19 protein-coding genes are annotated in these 20,401 nt (G+C 49.6%); 2 read left to right on the forward strand and 17 right to left on the reverse strand.

Annotated features, from left to right (window positions below; translation table 11 throughout):
* Nucleotides 1–6: 6 nt before the first annotated feature.
* The 4 genes from kdpA to AC3WTJ_RS35245 all read right to left on the reverse strand — a co-directional run bounded on the left by kdpA (nt 7) and on the right by AC3WTJ_RS35245 (nt 2,912).
* Nucleotides 7–1,677: a potassium-transporting ATPase subunit KdpA gene (gene kdpA, locus AC3WTJ_RS35230; RefSeq protein WP_492526282.1), complete on the reverse strand. Its 1,671-nt coding sequence runs from the start codon at nt 1,675–1,677 to the stop codon at nt 7–9.
* Between the two features lie 48 nt (nt 1,678–1,725).
* Complete coding sequence (locus AC3WTJ_RS35235; RefSeq protein ID WP_379171775.1) at nt 1,726–1,803, reverse strand: potassium-transporting ATPase subunit F; 78 nt, start codon at nt 1,801–1,803, stop codon at nt 1,726–1,728.
* 161 nt (nt 1,804–1,964) lie between these two features.
* Nucleotides 1,965–2,399 carry a hypothetical protein gene (locus tag AC3WTJ_RS35240; protein ID WP_492526227.1) on the reverse strand — a complete coding sequence of 145 codons (435 nt, stop codon included), beginning with the start codon at nt 2,397–2,399 and terminating at the stop codon, nt 1,965–1,967.
* A gap of 96 nt (nt 2,400–2,495) precedes the next feature.
* The gene (locus tag AC3WTJ_RS35245; RefSeq protein ID WP_492526229.1) at nt 2,496–2,912 is read right to left on the reverse strand and encodes a hypothetical protein; all 417 of its coding nucleotides are present in this window, start codon (nt 2,910–2,912) and stop codon (nt 2,496–2,498) included.
* A 296-nt stretch (nt 2,913–3,208) separates the two neighbouring features.
* Here AC3WTJ_RS35245 and AC3WTJ_RS35250 point away from each other — a divergent pair, with 296 nt between their 5' ends.
* A complete protein-coding gene (locus AC3WTJ_RS35250; protein ID WP_492526231.1) occupies nt 3,209–3,730 on the forward strand; it encodes a hypothetical protein in 522 nt (173 codons plus the stop codon).
* Between the two features lie 69 nt (nt 3,731–3,799).
* Here the strand turns inward: AC3WTJ_RS35250 and AC3WTJ_RS35255 are convergent, their stop codons facing one another.
* A complete protein-coding gene (locus AC3WTJ_RS35255; RefSeq protein WP_492526284.1) occupies nt 3,800–5,626 on the reverse strand; it encodes an APC family permease in 1,827 nt (608 codons plus the stop codon).
* A 163-nt stretch (nt 5,627–5,789) separates the two neighbouring features.
* On the opposite strand from AC3WTJ_RS35255, the gene AC3WTJ_RS35260 reads away from it, so the two are divergent.
* Nucleotides 5,790–6,680: a helix-turn-helix transcriptional regulator gene (locus AC3WTJ_RS35260; protein WP_407869803.1), complete on the forward strand. Its 891-nt coding sequence runs from the start codon at nt 5,790–5,792 to the stop codon at nt 6,678–6,680.
* Here AC3WTJ_RS35260 and AC3WTJ_RS35265 read toward each other — a convergent pair whose 3' ends face one another.
* The 12 genes from AC3WTJ_RS35265 to AC3WTJ_RS35320 all read right to left on the reverse strand — a co-directional run bounded on the left by AC3WTJ_RS35265 (nt 6,681) and on the right by AC3WTJ_RS35320 (nt 20,239).
* Nucleotides 6,681–8,183, reverse strand: coding sequence for a response regulator transcription factor (locus tag AC3WTJ_RS35265; protein WP_492526233.1), 1,503 nt, complete (start codon nt 8,181–8,183; stop codon nt 6,681–6,683).
* On the reverse strand, nt 8,180–9,973 hold the full coding sequence (locus AC3WTJ_RS35270; RefSeq protein ID WP_492526235.1) for a cache domain-containing sensor histidine kinase: 1,794 nt from the start codon (nt 9,971–9,973) through the stop codon (nt 8,180–8,182). Before AC3WTJ_RS35270 ends, AC3WTJ_RS35265 begins: the two co-directional genes overlap by 4 nt.
* Nucleotides 9,936–10,754 carry a carbohydrate ABC transporter permease gene (locus tag AC3WTJ_RS35275; protein ID WP_407869806.1) on the reverse strand — a complete coding sequence of 273 codons (819 nt, stop codon included), beginning with the start codon at nt 10,752–10,754 and terminating at the stop codon, nt 9,936–9,938. Before AC3WTJ_RS35275 ends, AC3WTJ_RS35270 begins: the two co-directional genes overlap by 38 nt.
* Entirely contained in the window at nt 10,751–11,689 is a 939-nt protein-coding gene (locus AC3WTJ_RS35280; protein WP_492526237.1) for a carbohydrate ABC transporter permease, read from the reverse strand. The genes AC3WTJ_RS35275 and AC3WTJ_RS35280 overlap by 4 nt, the downstream gene beginning before the upstream one ends.
* A gap of 68 nt (nt 11,690–11,757) precedes the next feature.
* Nucleotides 11,758–13,095: an ABC transporter substrate-binding protein gene (locus AC3WTJ_RS35285; protein WP_127456667.1), complete on the reverse strand. Its 1,338-nt coding sequence runs from the start codon at nt 13,093–13,095 to the stop codon at nt 11,758–11,760.
* A gap of 167 nt (nt 13,096–13,262) precedes the next feature.
* Nucleotides 13,263–14,585 carry an alpha-galactosidase gene (melA, locus tag AC3WTJ_RS35290; protein WP_492526240.1) on the reverse strand — a complete coding sequence of 441 codons (1,323 nt, stop codon included), beginning with the start codon at nt 14,583–14,585 and terminating at the stop codon, nt 13,263–13,265.
* Between the two features lie 32 nt (nt 14,586–14,617).
* Entirely contained in the window at nt 14,618–15,391 is a 774-nt protein-coding gene (locus tag AC3WTJ_RS35295) for an SDR family NAD(P)-dependent oxidoreductase (protein ID WP_492526242.1), read from the reverse strand.
* 36 nt (nt 15,392–15,427) lie between these two features.
* Entirely contained in the window at nt 15,428–16,237 is an 810-nt protein-coding gene (locus tag AC3WTJ_RS35300) for an SDR family NAD(P)-dependent oxidoreductase (protein ID WP_492526244.1), read from the reverse strand.
* 20 nt (nt 16,238–16,257) lie between these two features.
* Nucleotides 16,258–17,247 carry a sugar phosphate isomerase/epimerase family protein gene (locus AC3WTJ_RS35305; RefSeq protein WP_492526246.1) on the reverse strand — a complete coding sequence of 330 codons (990 nt, stop codon included), beginning with the start codon at nt 17,245–17,247 and terminating at the stop codon, nt 16,258–16,260.
* Nucleotides 17,248–17,266: 19 nt separating this feature from the next.
* Nucleotides 17,267–18,034, reverse strand: coding sequence for an SDR family NAD(P)-dependent oxidoreductase (locus AC3WTJ_RS35310; protein ID WP_492526248.1), 768 nt, complete (start codon nt 18,032–18,034; stop codon nt 17,267–17,269).
* Complete coding sequence (locus tag AC3WTJ_RS35315) at nt 18,031–19,053, reverse strand: galactitol-1-phosphate 5-dehydrogenase (protein ID WP_492526250.1); 1,023 nt, start codon at nt 19,051–19,053, stop codon at nt 18,031–18,033. Before AC3WTJ_RS35315 ends, AC3WTJ_RS35310 begins: the two co-directional genes overlap by 4 nt.
* A gap of 40 nt (nt 19,054–19,093) precedes the next feature.
* The gene (locus AC3WTJ_RS35320; protein ID WP_492526252.1) at nt 19,094–20,239 is read right to left on the reverse strand and encodes a mandelate racemase/muconate lactonizing enzyme family protein; all 1,146 of its coding nucleotides are present in this window, start codon (nt 20,237–20,239) and stop codon (nt 19,094–19,096) included.
* Between the last annotated feature and the right edge of the window lie 162 nt (nt 20,240–20,401).

The raw sequence follows: 20,401 nt of genomic DNA on the forward strand, positions 1-20,401 counted from the left end.
CTATCCTTAACGCGCTGCCAAATGTTCAGCAATCGGCCCCAATGCCAGCGCCGGGAAGAACGTTAGAGCACCGATAACTAAAATAATCATGATTAAAATCCCCATAAATAATGGTGTATTCGTCCGAAGCGTACCTGTTGTAACGGGCACAACACGCTTAGTAGCAAGTGAGCCTGCTATTGCGAGCATGGCGATAATGGAAATATATCGTCCAACCAGCATGACAAGACCAATGCTCATCGCATAAAAGTTCGTTCCAGCGCTCAAACCGCCAAAGGCAGATCCGTTATTGGCTGCACCGGAGGTAAAAGCATACAGAACTTCAGACAGGCCATGCATCCCTTGATTCGCTATGGACGTGACCGATTCAGGACGAATCAACGCCCAAGCTGTCGGTGCCAAAATAATGAGCGGATGCGTCAGAATCGCGATCGCAGCCAGCTTCACTTCTTTGCCATCAATTTTTTTGCCCATAAATTCTGGTGTACGTCCAACCATTAGTCCGCAAATGAATACGGACAAGATCAGATAAAGCAGTCCGTTTAATAAGCCGACCCCTTTGCCTCCAAACACGTTATTTAACATCATTTCCGCAAAAGGAACAATGCTTCCCAGCGGTGTAAGCGATTCATGCATCGCATTAACAGAGCCTGTTGTAGCTGCTGTAGTAACGGTTGTGAAAAGCGCCGTTTCGGATAATCCGAATCGAACTTCCTTGCCTTCCATATTGCCATGTACACCAAGCGCATCTACGGCAGAAATCCCTTTATACTCCGCGTAGAACACCGTGGAAAGCATGACTAGGAAGATGATTCCCATAGCAGCGAAGACGGTCCAGCCTTGCTTTTTGTTTTTGATCATTAATCCGAATGCGTAGACGAGTGAAGTAGGCAGCAGCATCATACAAATGATATGGATCATATTCGTAAATGGCGTTGGATTTTCAAAGGGATGCGCAGCATTCGTCCCGAACCATCCGCCACCGTTGGTGCCGATATGTTTAATTGATTCGAAAGAAGCAACTAAACCGCGAGTAATCGTTTGTTCTGCCCCTTCAATTGTTGTCGCTTGAACAGCGCCCAGCAAGGTTTGAGGCACACCTTGAAAAACTAGAACTAAAGCAACAATGAAGCTAAGCGGCAGAAATACGCGAGTAATCGCCCTTGTCATATCTACGTAAAAGTTTCCGAGATTGTCTTGACGGCCAACTAATCCGCGGATAAAAGCTACAGCTACGGCGAAACCGGTTGCCGCCGACGTAAACATCGGAAACGTTAGCCCTACCATCTGTGAGAGATAGGACAGTGTATTTTCACCGCTGTATGCTTGCCAGTTCGTGTTTGTAATAAAAGAAATAGCCGTATTAAAAGCGATTGTTGGTGATACATTACCTAGCCCATCGGGATTAAGCGGTAAAAAACTTTGAAGCCGAAATACCGCGTACATAAGGATCATCATGACAAAGTTGACGATTAATACAGCTCCTAAGTACTTCTTCCAGCCCATCGCTTCCTCTTCTTTAACACCCATTAGGCGATAGGACACACGCTCGAAGGGGCCGAACACACGATCCAAGCCACTCTTTTCATAACCAAACACTTTCACCAAGTAGCTGCCCACCGGCTTCACCAAAAGCATGATAATCACCAGCGTGATGACTACTTGCAACAATCCCATACCCATAGTAGGTTCTCCCCCTGCTTTACATAAGTTCTGATTTATCCATTAAAATTTCTCCGGCTTCACTAAAACAAAACCGAGATACACCATGATCGCTAGCGCAATTAGTCCAATGACAATCATTTGGTTGCCTCCTATAAGTTTTCATTCAAAAACTCGCATTGAAAGCATCATCCTGCCTACGCTTTTTCGCAAAATTTCATAAATCCCCAAAACCCCACAAAGGTTAATGCCATTAATAAGACCATTGTTACATCGTTGTACATCGCGCACCTCCTCCACACTCAGACAGATCCTAATTTATTGGTTTGTAATAGAGATGATAGAAGGAACTTCACATCACCGTTTTTGGAATAAATAACATAGTCAGCGCCTAGCCCTTTATAAATCAATCTTGGATTTACACTTTGGGTAATCACATACACCGGTCCTGACGTCCAACTGCGGCATATCTGAATGTAGCGGCAGCATAGCGTCAAACTTTCTTCGAACAGAATAATGCCCCCGATCGGATAATCGGGAATATGGGTGGATCCCGGTAATGACGTATCCACCTGGATGATTCTTTTTACTCCCTGCCCTTCTAGCTTGAGTTTTTCCATCTTGTTGTTCGTTAATGCAACATAAGGAAAACCATGCAACCTAATGTGTTTCATAAAGTCCTCGCCTGCCTTGGTTGGCGCAGCTATTAGCAGCAAATCGCTTTGCATGGCTTTCATCGCTTCCTTTCCTGACTCATTGTAACGCCGAACGGTATAAAAATGAGGTAAAGAATCCTTAGCCTGCATATAAAAAAACCATAAAAATGCGCATGGTTAGAAAGAAACATAAGCCTCTGAATGGTCAAAGATATAAGAACGATTCGATAGAACATCCAATTCTTTGTTGCCTATCGATTTATGTTGAAGCTTCTCTGACAGGTCTGTTAATGCCGACTCGATCACATGAGTCCGTACTTCTCCCCATGCCTCTTTTTTCTGACGGACATAGTGCAAACCATCCTCAAGGGAAAGCCCTTTGAGCTTCTGAAAGACAACAGCCCATTGAACGAAGTCTCCCTTCAGATTGACGCACGGAATTTCATAATCTCCTAAACCGCTTGTACCCAGGCTTGTTGAGATGGAAACCATGCCGCAATGGCAGTCGCGGCCGTGTCCAGGCAGAAGTTTGTCGGATAACTCATCATCAAAGCGATAGCATTCAATTCGGGTAATCTTGCATTCGGGAACCATGTGTAGATTCACTCTCCTCATTTGATGCTCTGAATCTTACGCCTTGGAGATCCGCCTTGTAAAACGTGCCGTGGCCTTCTTTTTGCCGTATAGAAGAATGGATACGCTTTCAAATAATTCATACATGAATTTTCGCTATTCAATCTTCGGTTTTCTTCTATTTACGCCATTTTTATCGTTTTTTTATGGGTTTCCCCACGTTTCTTTACCCCATTTTTATTCCTCTCAGCCTTACAATTAAGGAGCAAAACACACACATTATTGCTGTAGGTCTTACGTGCAAAGGAGAAATGACGATGGTTTCCGCTCCCCGTTATTATTTAGGGTTAATCCCCCAAATGTTAAATCCGATCCCCTTAACTTACGAGTGGTTCGGTGTCTTATGGTTAGAAGAGGCTAACCGTTTCCCTGTTATTGTCGGGTACTGGTTCTCCAAGGAGAAGTCAGACATTATTCAAAAAGCACAGCGAGCGGGTTATGCCAATTGGACCGAAATGTCGGAGCACTACGTGATCATGAACATGTACAGGTCCATACGAAATAAACAAAAAGAACAGGACTGGGAGAAGCGCTCCAGACTGTCTATTCGCATGAATTTCACAGCACCTTGGAAGAGTGTTCCCTCTGGCCTGTATGTTGTCAAATCAAGAGATACCTTTCCGCTGCATGCTTCCGCCATATGTAAAAAAAGATTTTTCCTTTGGTTAGAACACGCGGCGGTATGTGAAACCGAACAGGAGCTTCAAGCGTTCATCCGGAGGGTGCAAAGAGAGCACCACCTTGGGAAAAGAATCGAAACGGGGAGTCCTACGATGTAGGGAAGCCTGACATACAAAAAACGTACAGAAATGGCGTAATACCGCCAATTCCTGTACGTTTAGGAACAACTACTTTTTCAAATGATACGGTACCGTCGTCACAATGAGATCCCGCCTGTACAGCAGGAACGCGCGGATCAGCAAGCTGGACTGATTATGGAGTATGTGCTGCCAGTTTCGTTTCGGTATAAACTGGGGGATCAAGACGGTTACCCGGAAATTCGACTCGTTTGCCTTATGCTCTACGGTATCGATGAACTTCGTCAACGGCTGAATAATGCTACGATAGTGAGAATGCAGGGTGACTAACCGCACATCCGGCTGCCAACACTCCCATTTCTCTTGGAACTGCTTCTCCGCCTCCCGATCAAAGGCCACATACACCGCAATAATCTGGTCTGGCGCCAGCGATTTCGCGTAATTCATGGAATTTTCCACGACATGGGTAATTCCCGCGACAGGTACGATCATCACATTCCCCTTGATCGGGATAGAAGGCTCACATGTCGTGATCCGCAGCTGTTCACTCACGGCCTCGTAGTGCTTTTTGATTTTATGGAACGTATAAACAATCAAGGGGAGGAAAATAAATACCGGCCATACCTGCCCCAGCTTCGTGATAAAAAAGATCAGCATGACGGTGAAGCTAATCAAAGCGCCAATCAAATTGATCGTCAGTTTAACAATCCAGCCCTTGGGCTTTTCGCGCACCCATTTGACCAGCATCCCTGTTTGCGCAAGTGTAAAGGGAATAAATACACCCACAGCATATAGTGGAATAAGATGCTCTGTTCGCCCTTTAAACGCAATGATCAGAATGATCGACATAATTGCCAGAAAAATAATCCCGTTCGAATACCCTAATCGATCCCCTCGGATCGTGAACATTCTAGCGATATATTTGTCCCTGGCCAAATTAACGGCGAGTAAAGGAAAAGCCGAGTACCCGGTATTCGCGGCAAGCACAAGGATCAACGCGGTCGTGCCTTGGATGAAATAGTACATGTAATTTCTCCCAAAGGTTTGAGAGGCGATCTGCGAGACGACGGTTTCCTCCGCTTTAGGGGCAATGCCGTAGGCATAAGCCAAATACACGATGCCCGAGAACAAAATGGCAAGCAGCAATCCCATGGCCGCTAAGGTTTTGGAGGCATTCTTCGGTCCCGGGTCTTTAAAGTTCGGAATCGCGTTCGAAATTGCTTCCACACCTGTTAAGGCCGAGCTGCCCGATGCGAAAGCTTTCAATAACAAGAACAGGGTAATCCCGGCAACCGGCGTCCCTATTGGAGCATGCATCTCAGGTGTAACTGTGCCTGTCACCCCTTTATACAAGCCTACACAGATTAAAATAATCAGCGCCAAAATAAATAAATAGACAGGATAGGCCAAGATGGAGGCAGATTCGGTAATTCCTCTTAGATTCAAAATTGTTATGGCGACAACGAGCAAAGTAGCAATATCCACATTGTAGGGGTGGAGCGACGGGAAGGCAGACGTAATCGCATCGGTCCCCGCCGATATGCTGACCGCCACCGTGAGGATGTAATCCACCAGCAAGGATCCTCCTGCGAGAAGGCCTGCGTTCACACCCAAATTTTCCTTCGAAACGACATAGGCCCCACCCCCATGGGGATAGGCGAAAATAATTTGCCGATAAGACAAAATGAGAGCCAATAATAGAATGAGAACACCCACGCCGATCGGTACCGAGTACCAAAGAGCCGCGGTGCTTATGGTGATAAGCACAATCAGTATCTGTTCAGGTCCGTATGCGACTGATGATAGAGCGTCAGAAGACAGGATCGCTAGCGCCTTTGTTTTGTTCAGCTTTTGCTCCCCTAATTCGGCTGATTTCAAAGGCTGACCGATGAGTAACCTTTTCAATGCAGAAAACATCATACCACCGCCAAATGTTTTGAGTTCATCCTCCCTTAAATTACCCCCTAAGATAGAATAAGAACCACAAAACCTACTGCCAAGTTTCTACAAAAGTCGAACAAGCTATGTGATAAAATGGTACAGAGTGACTACCCAGTCTATCCATTGGATGGTGATGACATTGACAGGCATCTCCCCGATTCGGCATACCACTTATCGTGATTTGGCGCCCAGCGTCCATTGGGCCCAATTGCACCAAAGAACGCCTCAATTCAAATGGGCGCGGCGCATTTACGATTTTCAGTTTCTCTATGTCATTCAAGGCGAGCTGCAGGCCACTTTATCCGGAAAGTCGATGTTGGTTCCTGCGGGGAGGCTGCTCCTTATACCAGCCAATGTGTATCACACCATCGAAGTATTAACAGCACCGCATGTTCATCTATTGGGGATTCATTTCGATTTCTTTAGCGACCTGCGCGTGAAGCAAGGGGATCTTGTCGTGGATGAAAGCCATCCTCTCATGGATTGTTTTTGCGCGATGCCTTATATCGACGGGGCACCTCTGTTTCCGTACGGTTATTCCATCTCGCTGCCTCCGGCTGTCGTTTCCTTGATGGAAGCAACCATCCATGAAATGACCGAGCAGAAACAAGGCTTCGAAATGGTCTCCAAGGGGCTGATGCTCCAAATGCTCACGCTGCTCATCCGTCATCAAGCTGAGACGAACCGCACCCTTCATCCGAAATATCAAGAAAGCTTACTGCATTTAGCTCATGAACTCAAAACGAGTTACCGAAAAAAGTGGACCAATGTCGAAATGGCCGCTTTCATCAACGTTCATGAAGACTATATGAGTAAGCTTTTTAAAGATATGCTGGGCATGAGCCCTAATAAATACCTGCAATCCGTCCGGCATCAGCAGGCTAAGCGTCTATTGCGCGAAACAGATGATAAAATCGAGCGAATCTCGCTCGAAGTCGGCTATGATGACTTTCATTATTTCAGCCGTATTTTTAAAAAATGGGAAGGCATGTCGGCACAGCAGTATCGCAGGTTCTCTCAATTTATTTGATTAAGCGTGACTCTTCCGGTAATCCGAGGGATAGCTGGAACAGTTCTCGACAAACAGTTTGGTAAAATGCCGCGTGCTGTAGTAGCCGACCTTCTCCGCGATTTGCTTCACTTGCAAATTCGTATTCAACAGCAGCTCTTTGGCCTTCAGCATGCGAATATTCGTTAAGTATTTAACGAATGGCGTTCCGGTTTTTTTATTAAAGAGCATGCTTAAATAATTGGCAGACACATTGAGCTGCTGGGCAATTGAACCTATGCCGATATCGTCCATATAATGCTGTTCGAGATATTGAACGACCTGTTCGACCAGATCCGCCGTGACCGGCTCCCGGGGCTTGATCTCCCGCAGCTTGCTTTCCCCGATCTTCCGAAGCTCCCTGATCACTTCAGCCTCTGAGCGTGGGGCATCATCTGCCTCTAGGGCGCCCAATGCCTGCACCATATACAGGTGAACAGCTTGACGTGTTTGCTCGTTCGAACTTCGTTTGCCCGCTAGCAGCAATCCCTCCAGCTCACCCACCGCCGTTTGGTAATTCAAATACGCCCTGAAATACATATGCTGCTTAATAGCGCAAAATAGTTGACTGATTTTCGAGCTTTCAGGAACCTGAACCTCTGCCTCCAGCTCCATGTACCTGATGCGCTGGCCGATGCCGCGAACCACACGCAGATGGCTCCATTCCCCAAGCTGAGCGAGCTGGGCATTCAATTGATCGAAGCCGCGGCATTCGCTAGTCTGCAGAATCGTTATAGCCAAGCCATCTTGGCGATACGGTTCAGCAACACCTGCCAGCTCGTCAAAAAATTGCTGTACCTGCTCCCTGCAGTCGAAACCTTTGGCCGGGTCCCAGGAACCGATCACCGCACACTCACCATCAGGCAGCGACACCATGGCGAAATTCATGCCATACACGAGCAAGCTTGTCATACGCTTACGCAAGTCAACATAGAAAGCGCAGGTCATGTCCGATAAAGATTTTCCGGTTTTGGTCGTGTCAAAGATACAAACAGCCCCGATGAACCAGCCTTGCACATAGACGCTGTCCAGCTCCTCAAACTTCAAGGTTGTGAGCCCATTGCAAAGGGCAAATAAACTATTTTCGAATTGCTGGTTAAGCATTTGAATGAATTCCTTGTTGTGCTTGGCGGTATTCGTCAGCGCCCGCTCCAAATCCAGCGGATTCACCGGCTTCAGCAAATAATCAGACGCCCCGAGCTGCAGAGCCTCCTGCACATAAGCAAAATCTGAAAATCCGCTCAAAATGATCCATTTGGTGCGAGGCGAGATCGCTTTGCCCAGACGCATCGCCTCCAGCCCATTCATACGAGGCATCCGGATATCAATAATCGCAACATTCGGCTTATGTTCGCTGACCAGCTCAAGGAGTTCCTCGCCATTGGCTCCCTCGCCAACAATGTGCCAGGAGGATTCTACATCCTGAACCATACTGCGAATGCTCGCCCGAATCAGATTCTCGTCATCAGCAATGATTAACTTCATCCTCGCCTCACATCCTTTAAAGGTATTAGGATTTGAACACTGGTTCCTTGATCCTTAGCACTATGAATACTCATGGATGCTCCTTCGAAAGACAGCTGCAACCGTTCCCTAACATTCCGAATGCCTAAACCCTCCTGCACCTTGCTGGACTCAAATCCCACCCCGTTATCGCTGATATGTATCGCTAATATGTCTTCCTTCTCGCCAGGGACCGACTGCATCTGGATGTCCATCCTCAGCTCGCAGCTATGATCGCATGGCTCAATGCCGTGAATGATCGCATTCTCAATAATCGGCTGCAGCAGCAGCTTCGGAATTAAGAGCGACAGAGCATCCGGATCACAGCTAATGTGCACCTGAATTTTCTCGGCGAAACGAACCAGTTGAAGCCCGCAATACTTGTTGATAAAATCGATTTCCTCCTGCAGCTGCGCCCAATCGTTATGCTCTAGGGTGTAGCGCAGCATCCCGCTTAACGATAATATAGCCCGCTCCAGCTGCATGCTCTGGCCCGTTCGATTGAGGCCGATGAAGCCATTTAACGTGTTGTACAGAAAATGCGGCTGGATTTGCGATTGCAAAGCCCGGTACTCCGCGTTCCGCTTCCCGAGCACAGCCTTGTATTCCCGGTCGATCAGCTCATCAAGCTTGTAGATCATCGTATTCAAATTGCTGCCTAACTGGGAAATTTCATCGTTCCCCTTCACCCGATACAACGTATTCATATCCCCGCGCTGGACGCGCTTCATCACTTGAATCATCTGTTTGAAAGGCGTGACAATCCAGTGGGATACTGTGAAATACAAAATCAACGCGATCAGCAAGCCGCTGGCCGCAAAAGCCGTGCCAATCCAATATACCCGCTTCAAATGGGCTTGGATAAAAGCCTCCGGCGACAGGATCGCAATCACCCAATTCGAACGGGAGATCGTTTCGCGAACAACCGTGTAGGAATCCTTCACGTCCATGACCGTCCGGCTTCCTGAAGCAATTTGGCGCTGCATGTCGCCCGAAATGGGCTGATTCGAATAGATCAATTGTTGATTATCATCAAGGATGACCACCTTAGCCCCTTTGCTGAGCCGAATGCCTTTCATCATTTGATCCAAAAGCACCGTGTCGGCATCCGCCATAATAATACCCAGCGGCCGACCTGAATCCGGGTCCTTGATCAGACGTGTAACCGAGAAAACCTCACTATCGGCGTTATTCAGATAATCCTGCTTATGCACACCGGTGAACGCTACGTTCCCGTCCGCCTTCATCGCCTTGATATACCAATCCTGCTCTTTAAAAGGAAAACCTTTCACCGCTTGATCCGAGAAACTAAGGGGCGGTGTAATGTAAACAGAACCATCCATCGGCAGAAGAATGGTTCCGAGTATATCCTTTCGCATATTTTTCAAATAGCTGGGGAGGGTCTTATTCAGGACTTCCTCAGCCTCGTATTGCTCATACGGGGTAAGGAGCTTCCACTGTGAAGTCGATTTCAATTTCAAAGCAAGCATAACTTCATTGTTCAAATAAGGGGTGACGGTCATGCGTTCCAAATCGTCCAAATACGTTTGAATATCGAACGTGAGAGCAGTTAAAGTCCCCTCTAGCAGAGAGGACTCTTGTTCTTTTATTAAATCGAGGTAATAGGAAGGTAATTTCACGACAATACCGACAATCGGGATGACAATGGTAATGAAAAATAGCAGAGATAACCGGAATCGAATCGATTGTCTGATTGTATCAACCTCCTGGCGATTAACCTTTGATCGCGCCGGAAGCAAGTCCCGAGACAAAATAGCGCTGCAAAAATAAATACACAATCGTCATCGGAATCGCGCCCATGAAGGACCCGGCAGCCACCCAACCTACATTGCTCGTGTACTGGCCAAAGAATGATGAAAGCGCTACCGTGATGGTCCGCATCTCTGGTTTTTGCAAGAAAAAGATCGAGAATTGATAGTCGTTCCATACCGCAACACCGGACAAAATAATGACGGTCGCCGTTACAGGCTTCAGCAGCGGCAAGATCACCGTGAAAAACAGCTGGAACCGGCCCGCGCCATCAATCATCGCCGCTTCATCCAAATCCCGCGGAATCGTGGAGATAAACCCGGTGTACAAGAAAATCGTCATTGGCAGATTGAAGGTAATGAACAATAAAATAATACCCCAGTACTGATTCATGCCGCCGATATCTACCATAAATTTATACAACGGAACCAGAATAGTCAATGGGGGAACGATCAAAGCGGATACGAAAAGCGCATAAATGAACTTATTCCAGCTCGTTTGGCGCCGGGCAAGCGGATAAGCGGCAAGGGAGCCGATCACGACAATCAGGACGACCGAAATGACAGTCACGATGAAGTTGCTCCGGAAAGCATCCGCCAGATGCGCTTCCTTCCAAGCATCTCGAAAGTTATCGAAGTACAGATAGCCTGGAAACATCCATTTGGAGCTTAGATCGTCGAATGCTTTGAGTGAAGTCGTAATCAAAATATAGAAGGGCAAAATATGAGCCAAGCAGATGACAAGGGAGAGCAGCGTTAACAGACTTTTTCGTTTGTTCTTCATGCGTTAACCTCCCTCTTTCTAAGAAACAGCAAGGCTGTAATACTCACGATGGAGATCATGATGAACATCAGAATACCGATCGTAGCGGCATATCCGGCATCTTCCCTGCCAAAATAGAGCAAGTACATGATCGAGGACAACGACGCGGAGGCATAACCTGGACCGCTGTTGGTCAATGCGACGATGACGTCGAACAATTTCAGACCGCCAATCAGATTGAGCACCATGCTGACCGTAAAGGCCGGTGCAATCAGCGGCCATGTCACGTGAGCGAAACGCTGCAAGGGACCCGCTCCGTCAATCGTCGCCGCCTCGTAATAATCTCTTGGAATGGACTGCAATCCGGCCAAATAGAGCACCATCGCGATCCCCAAGTACTGATACGTGTTGACGAAGGTAATAATCCATACATTTAGATTCGGATCTCCCAGCAAATTAGAGGGCTGATCATGGAACAATAAAATAATGTCATTGATCGCGCCGCCTTGATACTGGAAGAAGAAATACCAGATATACCCCATAATCAAGGAGGAGATAATGACCGGTAAATAAATGACCGTACGGACAAGTCCTCGGGTTCGGATATTCAGATTTAAGAATAAGGCGTATAACAAGCCGATCACATTTTGAAAAACAGCGCTGCCGATACCATAGATCGCCGTATTGCGGATTACCTTAAGGATCTCGGGATCCGTGAACATCCGGCTATAATTGGTGAAACCGATCCATTTGTAGTCTTGATTGTAGCCGTCCCAATTCGTAAATGAAATTTTGATCCCTTTAAAAAACGGATAAAAAATAAAAATGAAAAACAAAAGAAGCGCCGGAATATAGAGCAAATTCAGCAAAGCCCCGCTGCGCACGAGGCGGCTAAAGGTTGTTTCCGTTTTTTTACCGGAACGGGTCTGCGCAAGCACTGTCCTTGATTCAGCCATAAATTCACCTTCCTCCTTCATGATCATAGACAAAAAGGGAGGGTGGCTGTCACCCTCCCTTTCCACGACTACTGATTGCGCAGACGTAAATATTCGGATTTCATTTTGTCAGAGAATTGCTGAGGAGAAACCGTTCCGGCAAGCAAGGCAACGCCTGTTTTACACATCACGTCCCACATGCCGTTTGGCAGATACACACGGTCGAAATAAGGGAACACACGGATATTTTCAAATTGCTTGTAGTATTCGGAGAATTCATGCTTGGATTCGATGTTTTTCAGACCTGCAGGCAGCTTGGTCGCATTGGCGATTTTGGACATATTGTCTGCTTTGGCAAAGAAAGCGATCAGCTTCTTGGACTCTGCCAAGTGCTTGCCGTCTTTCCAAGCGCCCATCGTGTACCGCTCGCCACCCGAGAAGGATTGGCTGTCTCCAGCGACCATCGAGGTTAGCGGGGCAATACCGATTTTGGCAGCTTTATTGTATTTGTACACTTCGTCCGCGAAGGAAGGTGCACCGAATACGAAAGCTACTTTGCCCTGTGCAAACAGTTGCGGCATGTCACTGTATTTGGCCGTCAGCACATCTTTGTTGATGTACCCCTTCTTGCTCATATCCTGCAGCTTTTGCGCAAGCGGTGTCCATTTATTCCAGTCAAAGGTCCCATCGAGCAGGGTCTTGGCATCGTTCGTCGCCGGGGAGATAAACATCGATGTCGCGTACAGATCGGAGAAGCCGCCGATCATCCCGTTATCCACACCGGACATGAAGAACGGTGTCACCGCTCCGTTGCTGGATGATTTGATTTTCTCGGCTGCCGCCATCAGCTCATCAAATGTTTTTGGCGGGGTGATGCTGTATTTTTCAAGAATTTCAGCGTTATAGGAGATTCCGTCTTTGGCTTCGCTCATGACAAGCGCTTCTACTTTGCCGTCTTTATCCGTAACAACAGGTTTGATTGTGTCCGTCATATCTTTTGCCCATGGCTCATTGCGTAGATCCGCTAGATACTTGCCATAACGGATAATCGCCCAACCATGCGTATCGAAGACGTCCGGCAAATCGTTTGCCGCCATTTTAACCTTCAGAATGTTCTCGTATTCGGCGCCGGGGAATTGGAATTCAACGGCCACGTTCGGATTTTCCTTCGTAAAATCAGCCGCAATGCCCTTCATCATTTCTTGGTTCGGCAGTTCGGAGATCGTACTGTACACCGTAAGTTTGATCTTATCCCCACTAGGTTTGGCATCCGGGGTACTTGCCGCCGTCGTCGTTGTCGGTTTCGTAGTCGCCGCCGCCGGACTTTCCGTCGTAGATGTTCCCGAGCTTGGTCGGCTGGAACAGCCCATGAAAACCACGGAAACGGTTAGCATCATGGCAGCAACGCTTAAAAATGTTTTTTTCATTTTTACGAATCCTCCCTTTGCATGATTGAAGTGATGACTTGCCCTCTGTGAATACGAAAATGTTTCACACCTTAATCATATCAATTTTGGTTGCGCTTACAAGTGTGCTAAATCTACAGTGGAAGCGCTATTTTCCATGGGAGGAATTCGGATTGGATTAGCTTGCTTTAAGCGAGATGTTTAAATTGAGGCAGCCACTCTTTATTCGCTGCGAACATGCGATCAACCATTTCCTGAATCTCGGCCAGGCTAAGAACGGCGGACGTTAAGGGATCGAAGCAAATGGCGTGATAAATCATGCGCGGGTCCCCCGTGAGCGCCCCTTGCACCGCTAATTCCTCGCAGCGCGCGCTTGTATTGACCAGAATAGCCAAGTGATCCGGCAGCGCCCCGACGTGAATCGGGCTTAGCCGTCCTTTGGAGGCCAGAACAGGGACCTCAACACAGCAGCCCTGCGGCAAATTATCGATGTATCCCAAGTTCCGTACATTTCCGTTGAATTCAAAGAGAGTGCCGTCACCGATTGTCGCGTTGAAGATATAAGACGCATATTCCTCGCCGCGCTTCAAATCGATAGGACTGTCCCGCCACTCTTCCATCTGCTTATGCCAGCCTCCGCGCAGCTTCTCCGCATAGTTGATGATCTCTCCATAATGCCCGGGATTCCAACCTGTACCATGGGTACAGTATTTCTCGATTAAATCCGGTCGCTTGCGGAACCAAGCATTATATTCCGAATTATGGCCACTCGATTCCGTCACGTAGTAATCCAGATGGAGAAACATTTCGTTGCGGACCTGCTCCTCATTGTAGATCTCAGGCCGCTTCATCACCGCTTCGCGAATAAGCGGGTAAGCGTCCTTACAGTTCCATTTGTAATCCAAATAGAAAGCTTGATGATTGATCCCCGCACACCGGTAGGTAATCTCCTCCATTGGCGCCCCGATCCAACCGGCCAGCATCGAAGCCGTCCCTTGCACGCTATGGCACAAGCCCGTGACTTGCACGTTGCTTTGGCCTTGCATTGCTCTGATCAGCATCGCCATCGGATTCGAATAGTTCAGGAAAATCGCGTCGGGACAGTAGCGCTCAATATCCCTGCAAATCTCCAGCATCACCGGAATCGTGCGCAAAAAGCGGAAAATACCCGATGGACCTCGGGTATCGCCAATATTGATATCGACGCCGTAAGCTTTGGGAATCTCGATATCCGTACGCCAGATCTCCAAGTCGCCGACCAGGATCGTACAGACCACGCCGTCCGCACCAGTTAGCGCTTGCGCCCTGTCCGTCGTTGCCTCTACCTTCACCTTGTATCCTCCTGCGGCGATGATGTTATCAACCGCTGTCTTGGCGTAAGCCAGCCGCTCCTCCGAAATATCCATTAAGGCGATGGTACACGCCTCAAAGGCGGGAAAGGTCAGTAAATCTCGAACCAGATTTTTCGTAAACACCAAACTGCCTGCACCGATAAAAGCAATTTTCGTCATCGTCACGATCACTCCTCGCTCATTTATCCGGATTACAAACCAAGTCCACCATCAACGGTAAGCTGCTGGCCCGTAATTTGTCCTGCCTGATCAGAGGTGATAAAAAGAACGGCGGATGCAATATCTTGGCCATTTTGCATTCGCCCCATAGGCATGCGTTGGGTTGCTTTCTCCAAAGACTTCTCGTCTTCCCCCGTCGAAGCAAGGCGAGCCATCTCCCCTTCGGAAGCGACCCAGCCAGGATGTATGCAGTTCACACGGATCCGGTGTTTGGCTAAAGATCCTGCCAAATTCAGCGTCAGCGTGACGATACCTCCTTTTGAAATCGAATAAGCCAATGTATCCGGCGATCCCTTCCTTGCATGGAGCGAGCCAATATTAATGATATTGCCTCCCCCTCGGCGGATCATGCCAGGCACCGCCGCTTGGCAGGTCAAATAAGCTCCCTTGAGGTTAACCCCCATCACAAGATCCCAGAACGCTTCATCCGTCTGGAATAAGTCGGCTCTGGGGAAGATGCCGGCATTATTCACCACGATGTCCAAGCCCCCGAACGATGTCTCTGCGAAGGCCACCATCTGCTCCACCTCTGCGCCTTTGGATACATCGCACCGGAAAAATTGCGCTGGGCGGCCTTCCTTCCGCCATGCAGCAGCAACTTCTTCCCCATGCTCATCTACGTCAGCGATCACAACGTTCGCTCCGGACAGCAGGAACTGCTCGGCTATGGCAGCGCCGATCCCTTTGGCTGCTCCGGTGACGAGCACGGTTGTGCCATTATATTGAAAGCTAGCTGTATCCTTCATCGTACTCCTCCTTCGTCGCTAGAACCTGAACGCCTTCTAGAACTCGTAAGCACCCTCGGCCGCCGCTTTCTCATAAGCCATCCGCGGGATTTGTGTGGCCAGCTTCCCGCCGCTGATATCCATCAGCGTGCCGGTGATATAACCGGCATAGTCAGAAGCGAGGAAGCAAATCAGGTTAGCAACATCTGACTTTTCTCCCCAGCGGCGCAGCGTCAAGGTGTCGAGCAAGCGCTGCTGCTGGGGCTCCTGAAGCTCCGCGAAATGGTTCATGTCCGTCGGAATCATCCCGGGAGCGTAACAGTTCACCGTAATGTTCCACGGACCCAGCTCACCGGCCAGCACACGGGTGAATTGCTCCACACCGGCTTTGGAGGAGGCATAGGCTGCACTGCCATAGCTCGGCACGATGGCGGCGAACGAGGCGGCGTTCATGATCCGGCCTGATCCTTGCTTTTTCATTACCGGCGCAACCGCCTTACACATCAGAAAAGTCCCTTTCAAATTAATATCAAGGTTCAAGTCCCAAACCTCTTCGGAAAGGATATCCACAGGTGCTCCTCCGGCGACCCCGGCATTATTCACTAAAATATCAATACGGCCATACTCATCCAGGACATGTTGCACGACTTCTTGAATCTGCGCATAGTTGCGCACATCACATTGGTACGTACTCCCTTTGCAACCGCTGCGATCAAACTCCTTCTGAACGTCCCCCAAATTCGACTCATTGATATCGGTGACAACGGTCGTCACGCCTTCCTTGGCCAGCGCCAGAGCGATCACTTTCCCGATCCCCCGGCCGGCACCGGTAACGATTGCCACTTTTCCAGATAGATCAATATGCATCCTGATCCCTCTCCTTCCCGTTACATCGTCTGCGAGGCGGTATTATGCATTTGCAGCAAATTTTGCAAATAAGACAAGCTCGTCAGGAACTGCCTCTGTTCATAGGCGATAATGTCTTCTTCCGATGCACCCTTTTCAAAAGGGGTTCGCCAATCTCCAGTGGGTCTGGCATTGGCCTGTGCAAAACGCAACAGGTTGGCAAGCTGCGCTGCTGACCGCTGCGGGTAGTCCTGCCAGTAATCCTCACAGAGTACTCTCGTATGGCGCGCTTCAAGCGCTCCGAGCTCCATCGACATATGGACCTTCGGACAATACTCTTCAAACACCTGAAGCAGCGCAGCGAAATCCACGACGCCTTGGCCTAATGGAGAACGTACGAGGCGATAGCCGTCATCGCTCATGTAGATCCAATAATCCTTCATGTGCACATGCTTAAGATGCGGTCCTATCCTCCTTGCAAAATCTACCGGCTCCTCCGCCGTCGCCAACGGATTGCCGGTATCCAGCGTAATACCGAAGTAGGGCGAACCGATCTCCTGACAGAGCCATAACAGTTCTTCAGAAGCCAGATCTTGATGATTCTCCACCGCCAGTACCACGCCTTCTTGCTCCGCAGCTCTCGCCGCCTCTCCCAACCCGGATAACACTTCCTGCAAAAAAGACGGCCACCGCCCGGCCATTCTGCGCCGGTCACCGCCAAAATCCGCACCGCCTACGACCGTGCGAACGGTTGGCGCGCCTAGCCTCGCAGCTGCTTCTATAGCTTCCTTAAGCGGTTTCGGGTCGTAGCCACCTGAGGCTACTGCGAGATACTGCCCTCTAGCTTTAGCTTGGCGAGTTAACCCAGCTGCATTTTCGCCCTCAAGCAGAGACAGCGGAAGCTCAATGCCCTGGAGACCATACCCGGTCGCCTGCTCAAGCAATTGAGATGCCGTAATACGCGGGCGTGTCGAACGAGGGTGGATGCCCATCATAAACGTAGTTCCGTACACAGCAAGTCCGAGTTTCATCCGAATTCACCTTTCCCTTCTATCTCGCCGTCCAACCGCCATCCACAACCATGGAAGTCCCTGTCATAAAGCTGGACGCTTCCGATGCCATGTAAATAATAGCCCCGATGATTTCCTCAGGCCTGCCCCAACGTCCCAAAGCAATATTTTCGATAAAAAAGCGATTCGCTTCCGGATTATTCATCACCACCGTGTTCAGCTCCGTCGCAATCGGCCCAGGGCAAAGCGCGTTCACCGTAATGTTATAAGGCGCCCATTCCAAGGCCAGCACCTTCGTTAGCTGAATAAGGCCGCCTTTACTGGAACAATAGGCGCCTCTTTCCGGCAGTGCGATACTCCCCAGCATGGAGGACAGGTTGATGACTCTGCCGTAACGCTGGCTTTTCATCGTTTTGGCGACTGCGCGGGCGCATAGATACGGCGCTTTTAAGTTCGTGTTCTGAACGAGATCCCAGCTCGCTTCATCAAAATCTTCAATCGGCTTCCGCACATTAATCCCAGCATTGTTGATCAAAATATCAATCCGTCCGAACGCCTGGACGGAATCCGCAACCATCGCCTCAACCTGCTCGGCTAACGTAACATCCACCGCTAAGCCAAGCGCCCGTCTGCCGGTTGACTCGGCAATCGCGCGTGCTGCCGCTTCCGCCTTCTCCTTCTCGCGGCTCGTCACAATCACATCAGCCCCAGCTTCTGCCAACGCCTGAGCCATCACATAGCCCAGCCCCCGTGTCCCGCCTGTAATTAAAGCAACACGGCCATCTAGTTTGAAGAGCTCCAAACTCATTGAACAGATTCCCCTTTCTCATCCAGTGTCATAAGTATCTTCGCGATCTTCCCCGGATTCTTGATGAGCATCTCAAAACAAGCACTTCCGCTTTCAAGCGGAGCCAGCTTTGTCCATGGCGACAAGCTGACACGTCCCTCGCTAATCCACTGCAGCGCTGTCTCGAAATCGTCCGAATGGTACGCGAAAGCTCCCGTCATCTGAATCTCGCTGCGGATAATTTTATTAATCGGCAGGCGGCTTGTTTCCTCATGCAGACCCGTGAAAATGACCCGGCCCCCCGGACGCACCGACTCCACGCAAGTTTGGCGGGTCAGCTCCATGCCGACGGCATCAATGGCCGCATCGAAGGAATGCCCCTCCACAAGGCTGCTTACGCGAGTTACGGTTACAGCTCCAAGTTCCTTGGCAATTTCGAGTCGTTGTTCATTGATATCAACGACTACGACCTGCTGCAAGCCGTACACCTTCGCTGCCTGTAGAGCCAGAAGACCGATTGGCCCCGCTCCCATAATCAAAAGGCGGTCGGTTGGCAGCGGTCTGAGCAGCTTGCAAATATGCACGGCACAGGCGAACGGCTCCGCGAAAGCGCCTTCATCAAAAGAAACGTGATCGTCCAGCCGGTACACGTTCTTCTCCGCAATCGCGACATATTCAGCGAATGCTCCTGGTCGGTGAGCGCCAATTAATTGGCGCTCCGGGCACAGCTGGGCTGCCCCTGTCGTGCAGGCGCGGCAGCGACCGCAGGACACGAGCGGGTTGGCCGTCACGCGATCCCCTCGGCGGAATCTAGGCTCCCCGTCTCCGCCACTTCCAACTTGTTCCACGACGCCGGAGAACTCGTGTCCCATGATGAGCGGCGGCTTGCGAAGCGAATTGTGCCCCAAAAAGCCGCTCAATTCGGAGCCGCAAATGCCCACCCGCTCCACACGAATCAGCACCTCATTCGGTCCAGGGACCGGCTTCGCCACTTCCCTTATGTTCATCGTGCTGGGCCCTTCATACACCAAAGCTTTCATGGGCTATCCTCCTTCGGGCAACATGCTTCGCCTCGCTTAGTCAATGCTTCTCGCGTTTTTCCCACCCTTGCTTGAACAAGGGGAGCCAGTGACCGGGATCATACGGATGCTTCGCAATCTCCTCCAGATTAAGGTCAATGCCCAAACCCGGCCCCTCAGGCGGGAGCAGATAACCGCGGTCCACTTTCAGCGGAGGTGTGAGCAGCTGCTCTTCCCACGGCTCATTAAATTCGTCGAAAATTTCATGGATGAAGAAATTCGGCGTCGCCATATTCAAATGCGCGCAAACTACCGAGCAGATCGGCCCCTGAGCGCTATGCGGAGCAGTAACCCCGCCATGCGCATGAACCATGCCGCATATTTGCTTAGAAGCGGAGATGCCGAGATATTGCGGCTCCAGTTGCACGATATGGACCGCATCATGCTGCAGCAGCTCGGCGAACTGTTCGCGATTGTAATAGTCTTCGCCGCAGGCAATCGGCACGGGACTGCGCTTCGCTACCTCGACCATGGAGGAGATCCGCTGCGGAGGCACCGGCGCCTCGAACCACGTAGGCTCATAAGGCAGCATGGCTTCTGCGAATTGCAGAGCTGTATGTACACTGAAGCGGTTATGGCCTTCAATGAGAAGGTCAACATCTGGACCTACCGCTTCTCGAACCGCCGCGATAATGTCAAGCCCCATGCGAAAATCCTTCCTATCCACGGTACGCCATGCGTTACCAAAAGGATCAAATTTTAGCGCCGTGTAACCTCTTGCGACAACGTCCTTGGCCTTCTCGTGAAAGCTTTGCGGATCGCGCGGCCCCCGATACCACCCGTTCGCATAGCAGCGCAGCTTTTCGTGACATTTGCCGCCCAATAGCTTATACAGCGGCAGCCCCGCCTCTTTGCCGATGATATCCCAGCAAGCGGTTTCAATCGCAGCCAGCGCCGAACCTTGGATTTGGCCGCCATCCGAATATACGTCGCGCGTCATCTTGAGTGCGATCGTTTCCACATCATGAACGTCCATCCCGATATACAAATGCTTCAGCTCATGAATCGCTGCTTCCACCGTTTTGGCGAACCCATTGAGGGTTCCCTCACCGATACCATAAATACCTTCCATCGTATGCAGTTTGACGAAAAGCCAATTTTTCCATGAGTTCCCGACGATGAATGTCTCCACATTGGTAATGATCATTCCGCAACCTGTCCTTTCACTTTCCATATTAGAGAAATGAGCGCCATTACAAGCTTTCATATGCATTGTAACAAATCCATTTGCCCTGATATTTGCCTAAAGGAGAAAACATGTTGGACTTTTCCGATAAACGACAAAGAAGAGGGCAGCTGGATGCGCTAG

The organism is Paenibacillus sp. FW101-FHT12H11, from assembly GCF_058790355.1.

Coding starts and splice junctions, on each gene's coding strand:
- kdpA (WP_492526282.1), bottom strand. CDS start 1,677: ATGGGATTGTTGCAAGTAGTCATCACGCTGGTGATTATCATGCTTTTG.
- AC3WTJ_RS35235 (WP_379171775.1), bottom strand. CDS start 1,803: ATGATTGTCATTGGACTAATTGCGCTAGCGATCATGGTGTATCTCGGT.
- AC3WTJ_RS35240 (WP_492526227.1), bottom strand. CDS start 2,399: ATGAAAGCCATGCAAAGCGATTTGCTGCTAATAGCTGCGCCAACCAAG.
- AC3WTJ_RS35245 (WP_492526229.1), bottom strand. CDS start 2,912: ATGGTTCCCGAATGCAAGATTACCCGAATTGAATGCTATCGCTTTGAT.
- AC3WTJ_RS35250 (WP_492526231.1), top strand. CDS start 3,209: ATGGTTTCCGCTCCCCGTTATTATTTAGGGTTAATCCCCCAAATGTTA.
- AC3WTJ_RS35255 (WP_492526284.1), bottom strand. CDS start 5,626: ATGTTTTCTGCATTGAAAAGGTTACTCATCGGTCAGCCTTTGAAATCA.
- AC3WTJ_RS35265 (WP_492526233.1), bottom strand. CDS start 8,183: ATGAAGTTAATCATTGCTGATGACGAGAATCTGATTCGGGCGAGCATT.
- AC3WTJ_RS35275 (WP_407869806.1), bottom strand. CDS start 10,754: ATGAAGAACAAACGAAAAAGTCTGTTAACGCTGCTCTCCCTTGTCATC.
- AC3WTJ_RS35280 (WP_492526237.1), bottom strand. CDS start 11,689: ATGGCTGAATCAAGGACAGTGCTTGCGCAGACCCGTTCCGGTAAAAAA.
- AC3WTJ_RS35285 (WP_127456667.1), bottom strand. CDS start 13,095: ATGAAAAAAACATTTTTAAGCGTTGCTGCCATGATGCTAACCGTTTCC.
- melA (WP_492526240.1), bottom strand. CDS start 14,585: ATGACGAAAATTGCTTTTATCGGTGCAGGCAGTTTGGTGTTTACGAAA.
- AC3WTJ_RS35295 (WP_492526242.1), bottom strand. CDS start 15,391: ATGAAGGATACAGCTAGCTTTCAATATAATGGCACAACCGTGCTCGTC.
- AC3WTJ_RS35300 (WP_492526244.1), bottom strand. CDS start 16,237: ATGCATATTGATCTATCTGGAAAAGTGGCAATCGTTACCGGTGCCGGC.
- AC3WTJ_RS35305 (WP_492526246.1), bottom strand. CDS start 17,247: ATGAAACTCGGACTTGCTGTGTACGGAACTACGTTTATGATGGGCATC.
- AC3WTJ_RS35310 (WP_492526248.1), bottom strand. CDS start 18,034: ATGAGTTTGGAGCTCTTCAAACTAGATGGCCGTGTTGCTTTAATTACA.
- AC3WTJ_RS35315 (WP_492526250.1), bottom strand. CDS start 19,053: ATGAAAGCTTTGGTGTATGAAGGGCCCAGCACGATGAACATAAGGGAA.
- AC3WTJ_RS35320 (WP_492526252.1), bottom strand. CDS start 20,239: ATGATCATTACCAATGTGGAGACATTCATCGTCGGGAACTCATGGAAA.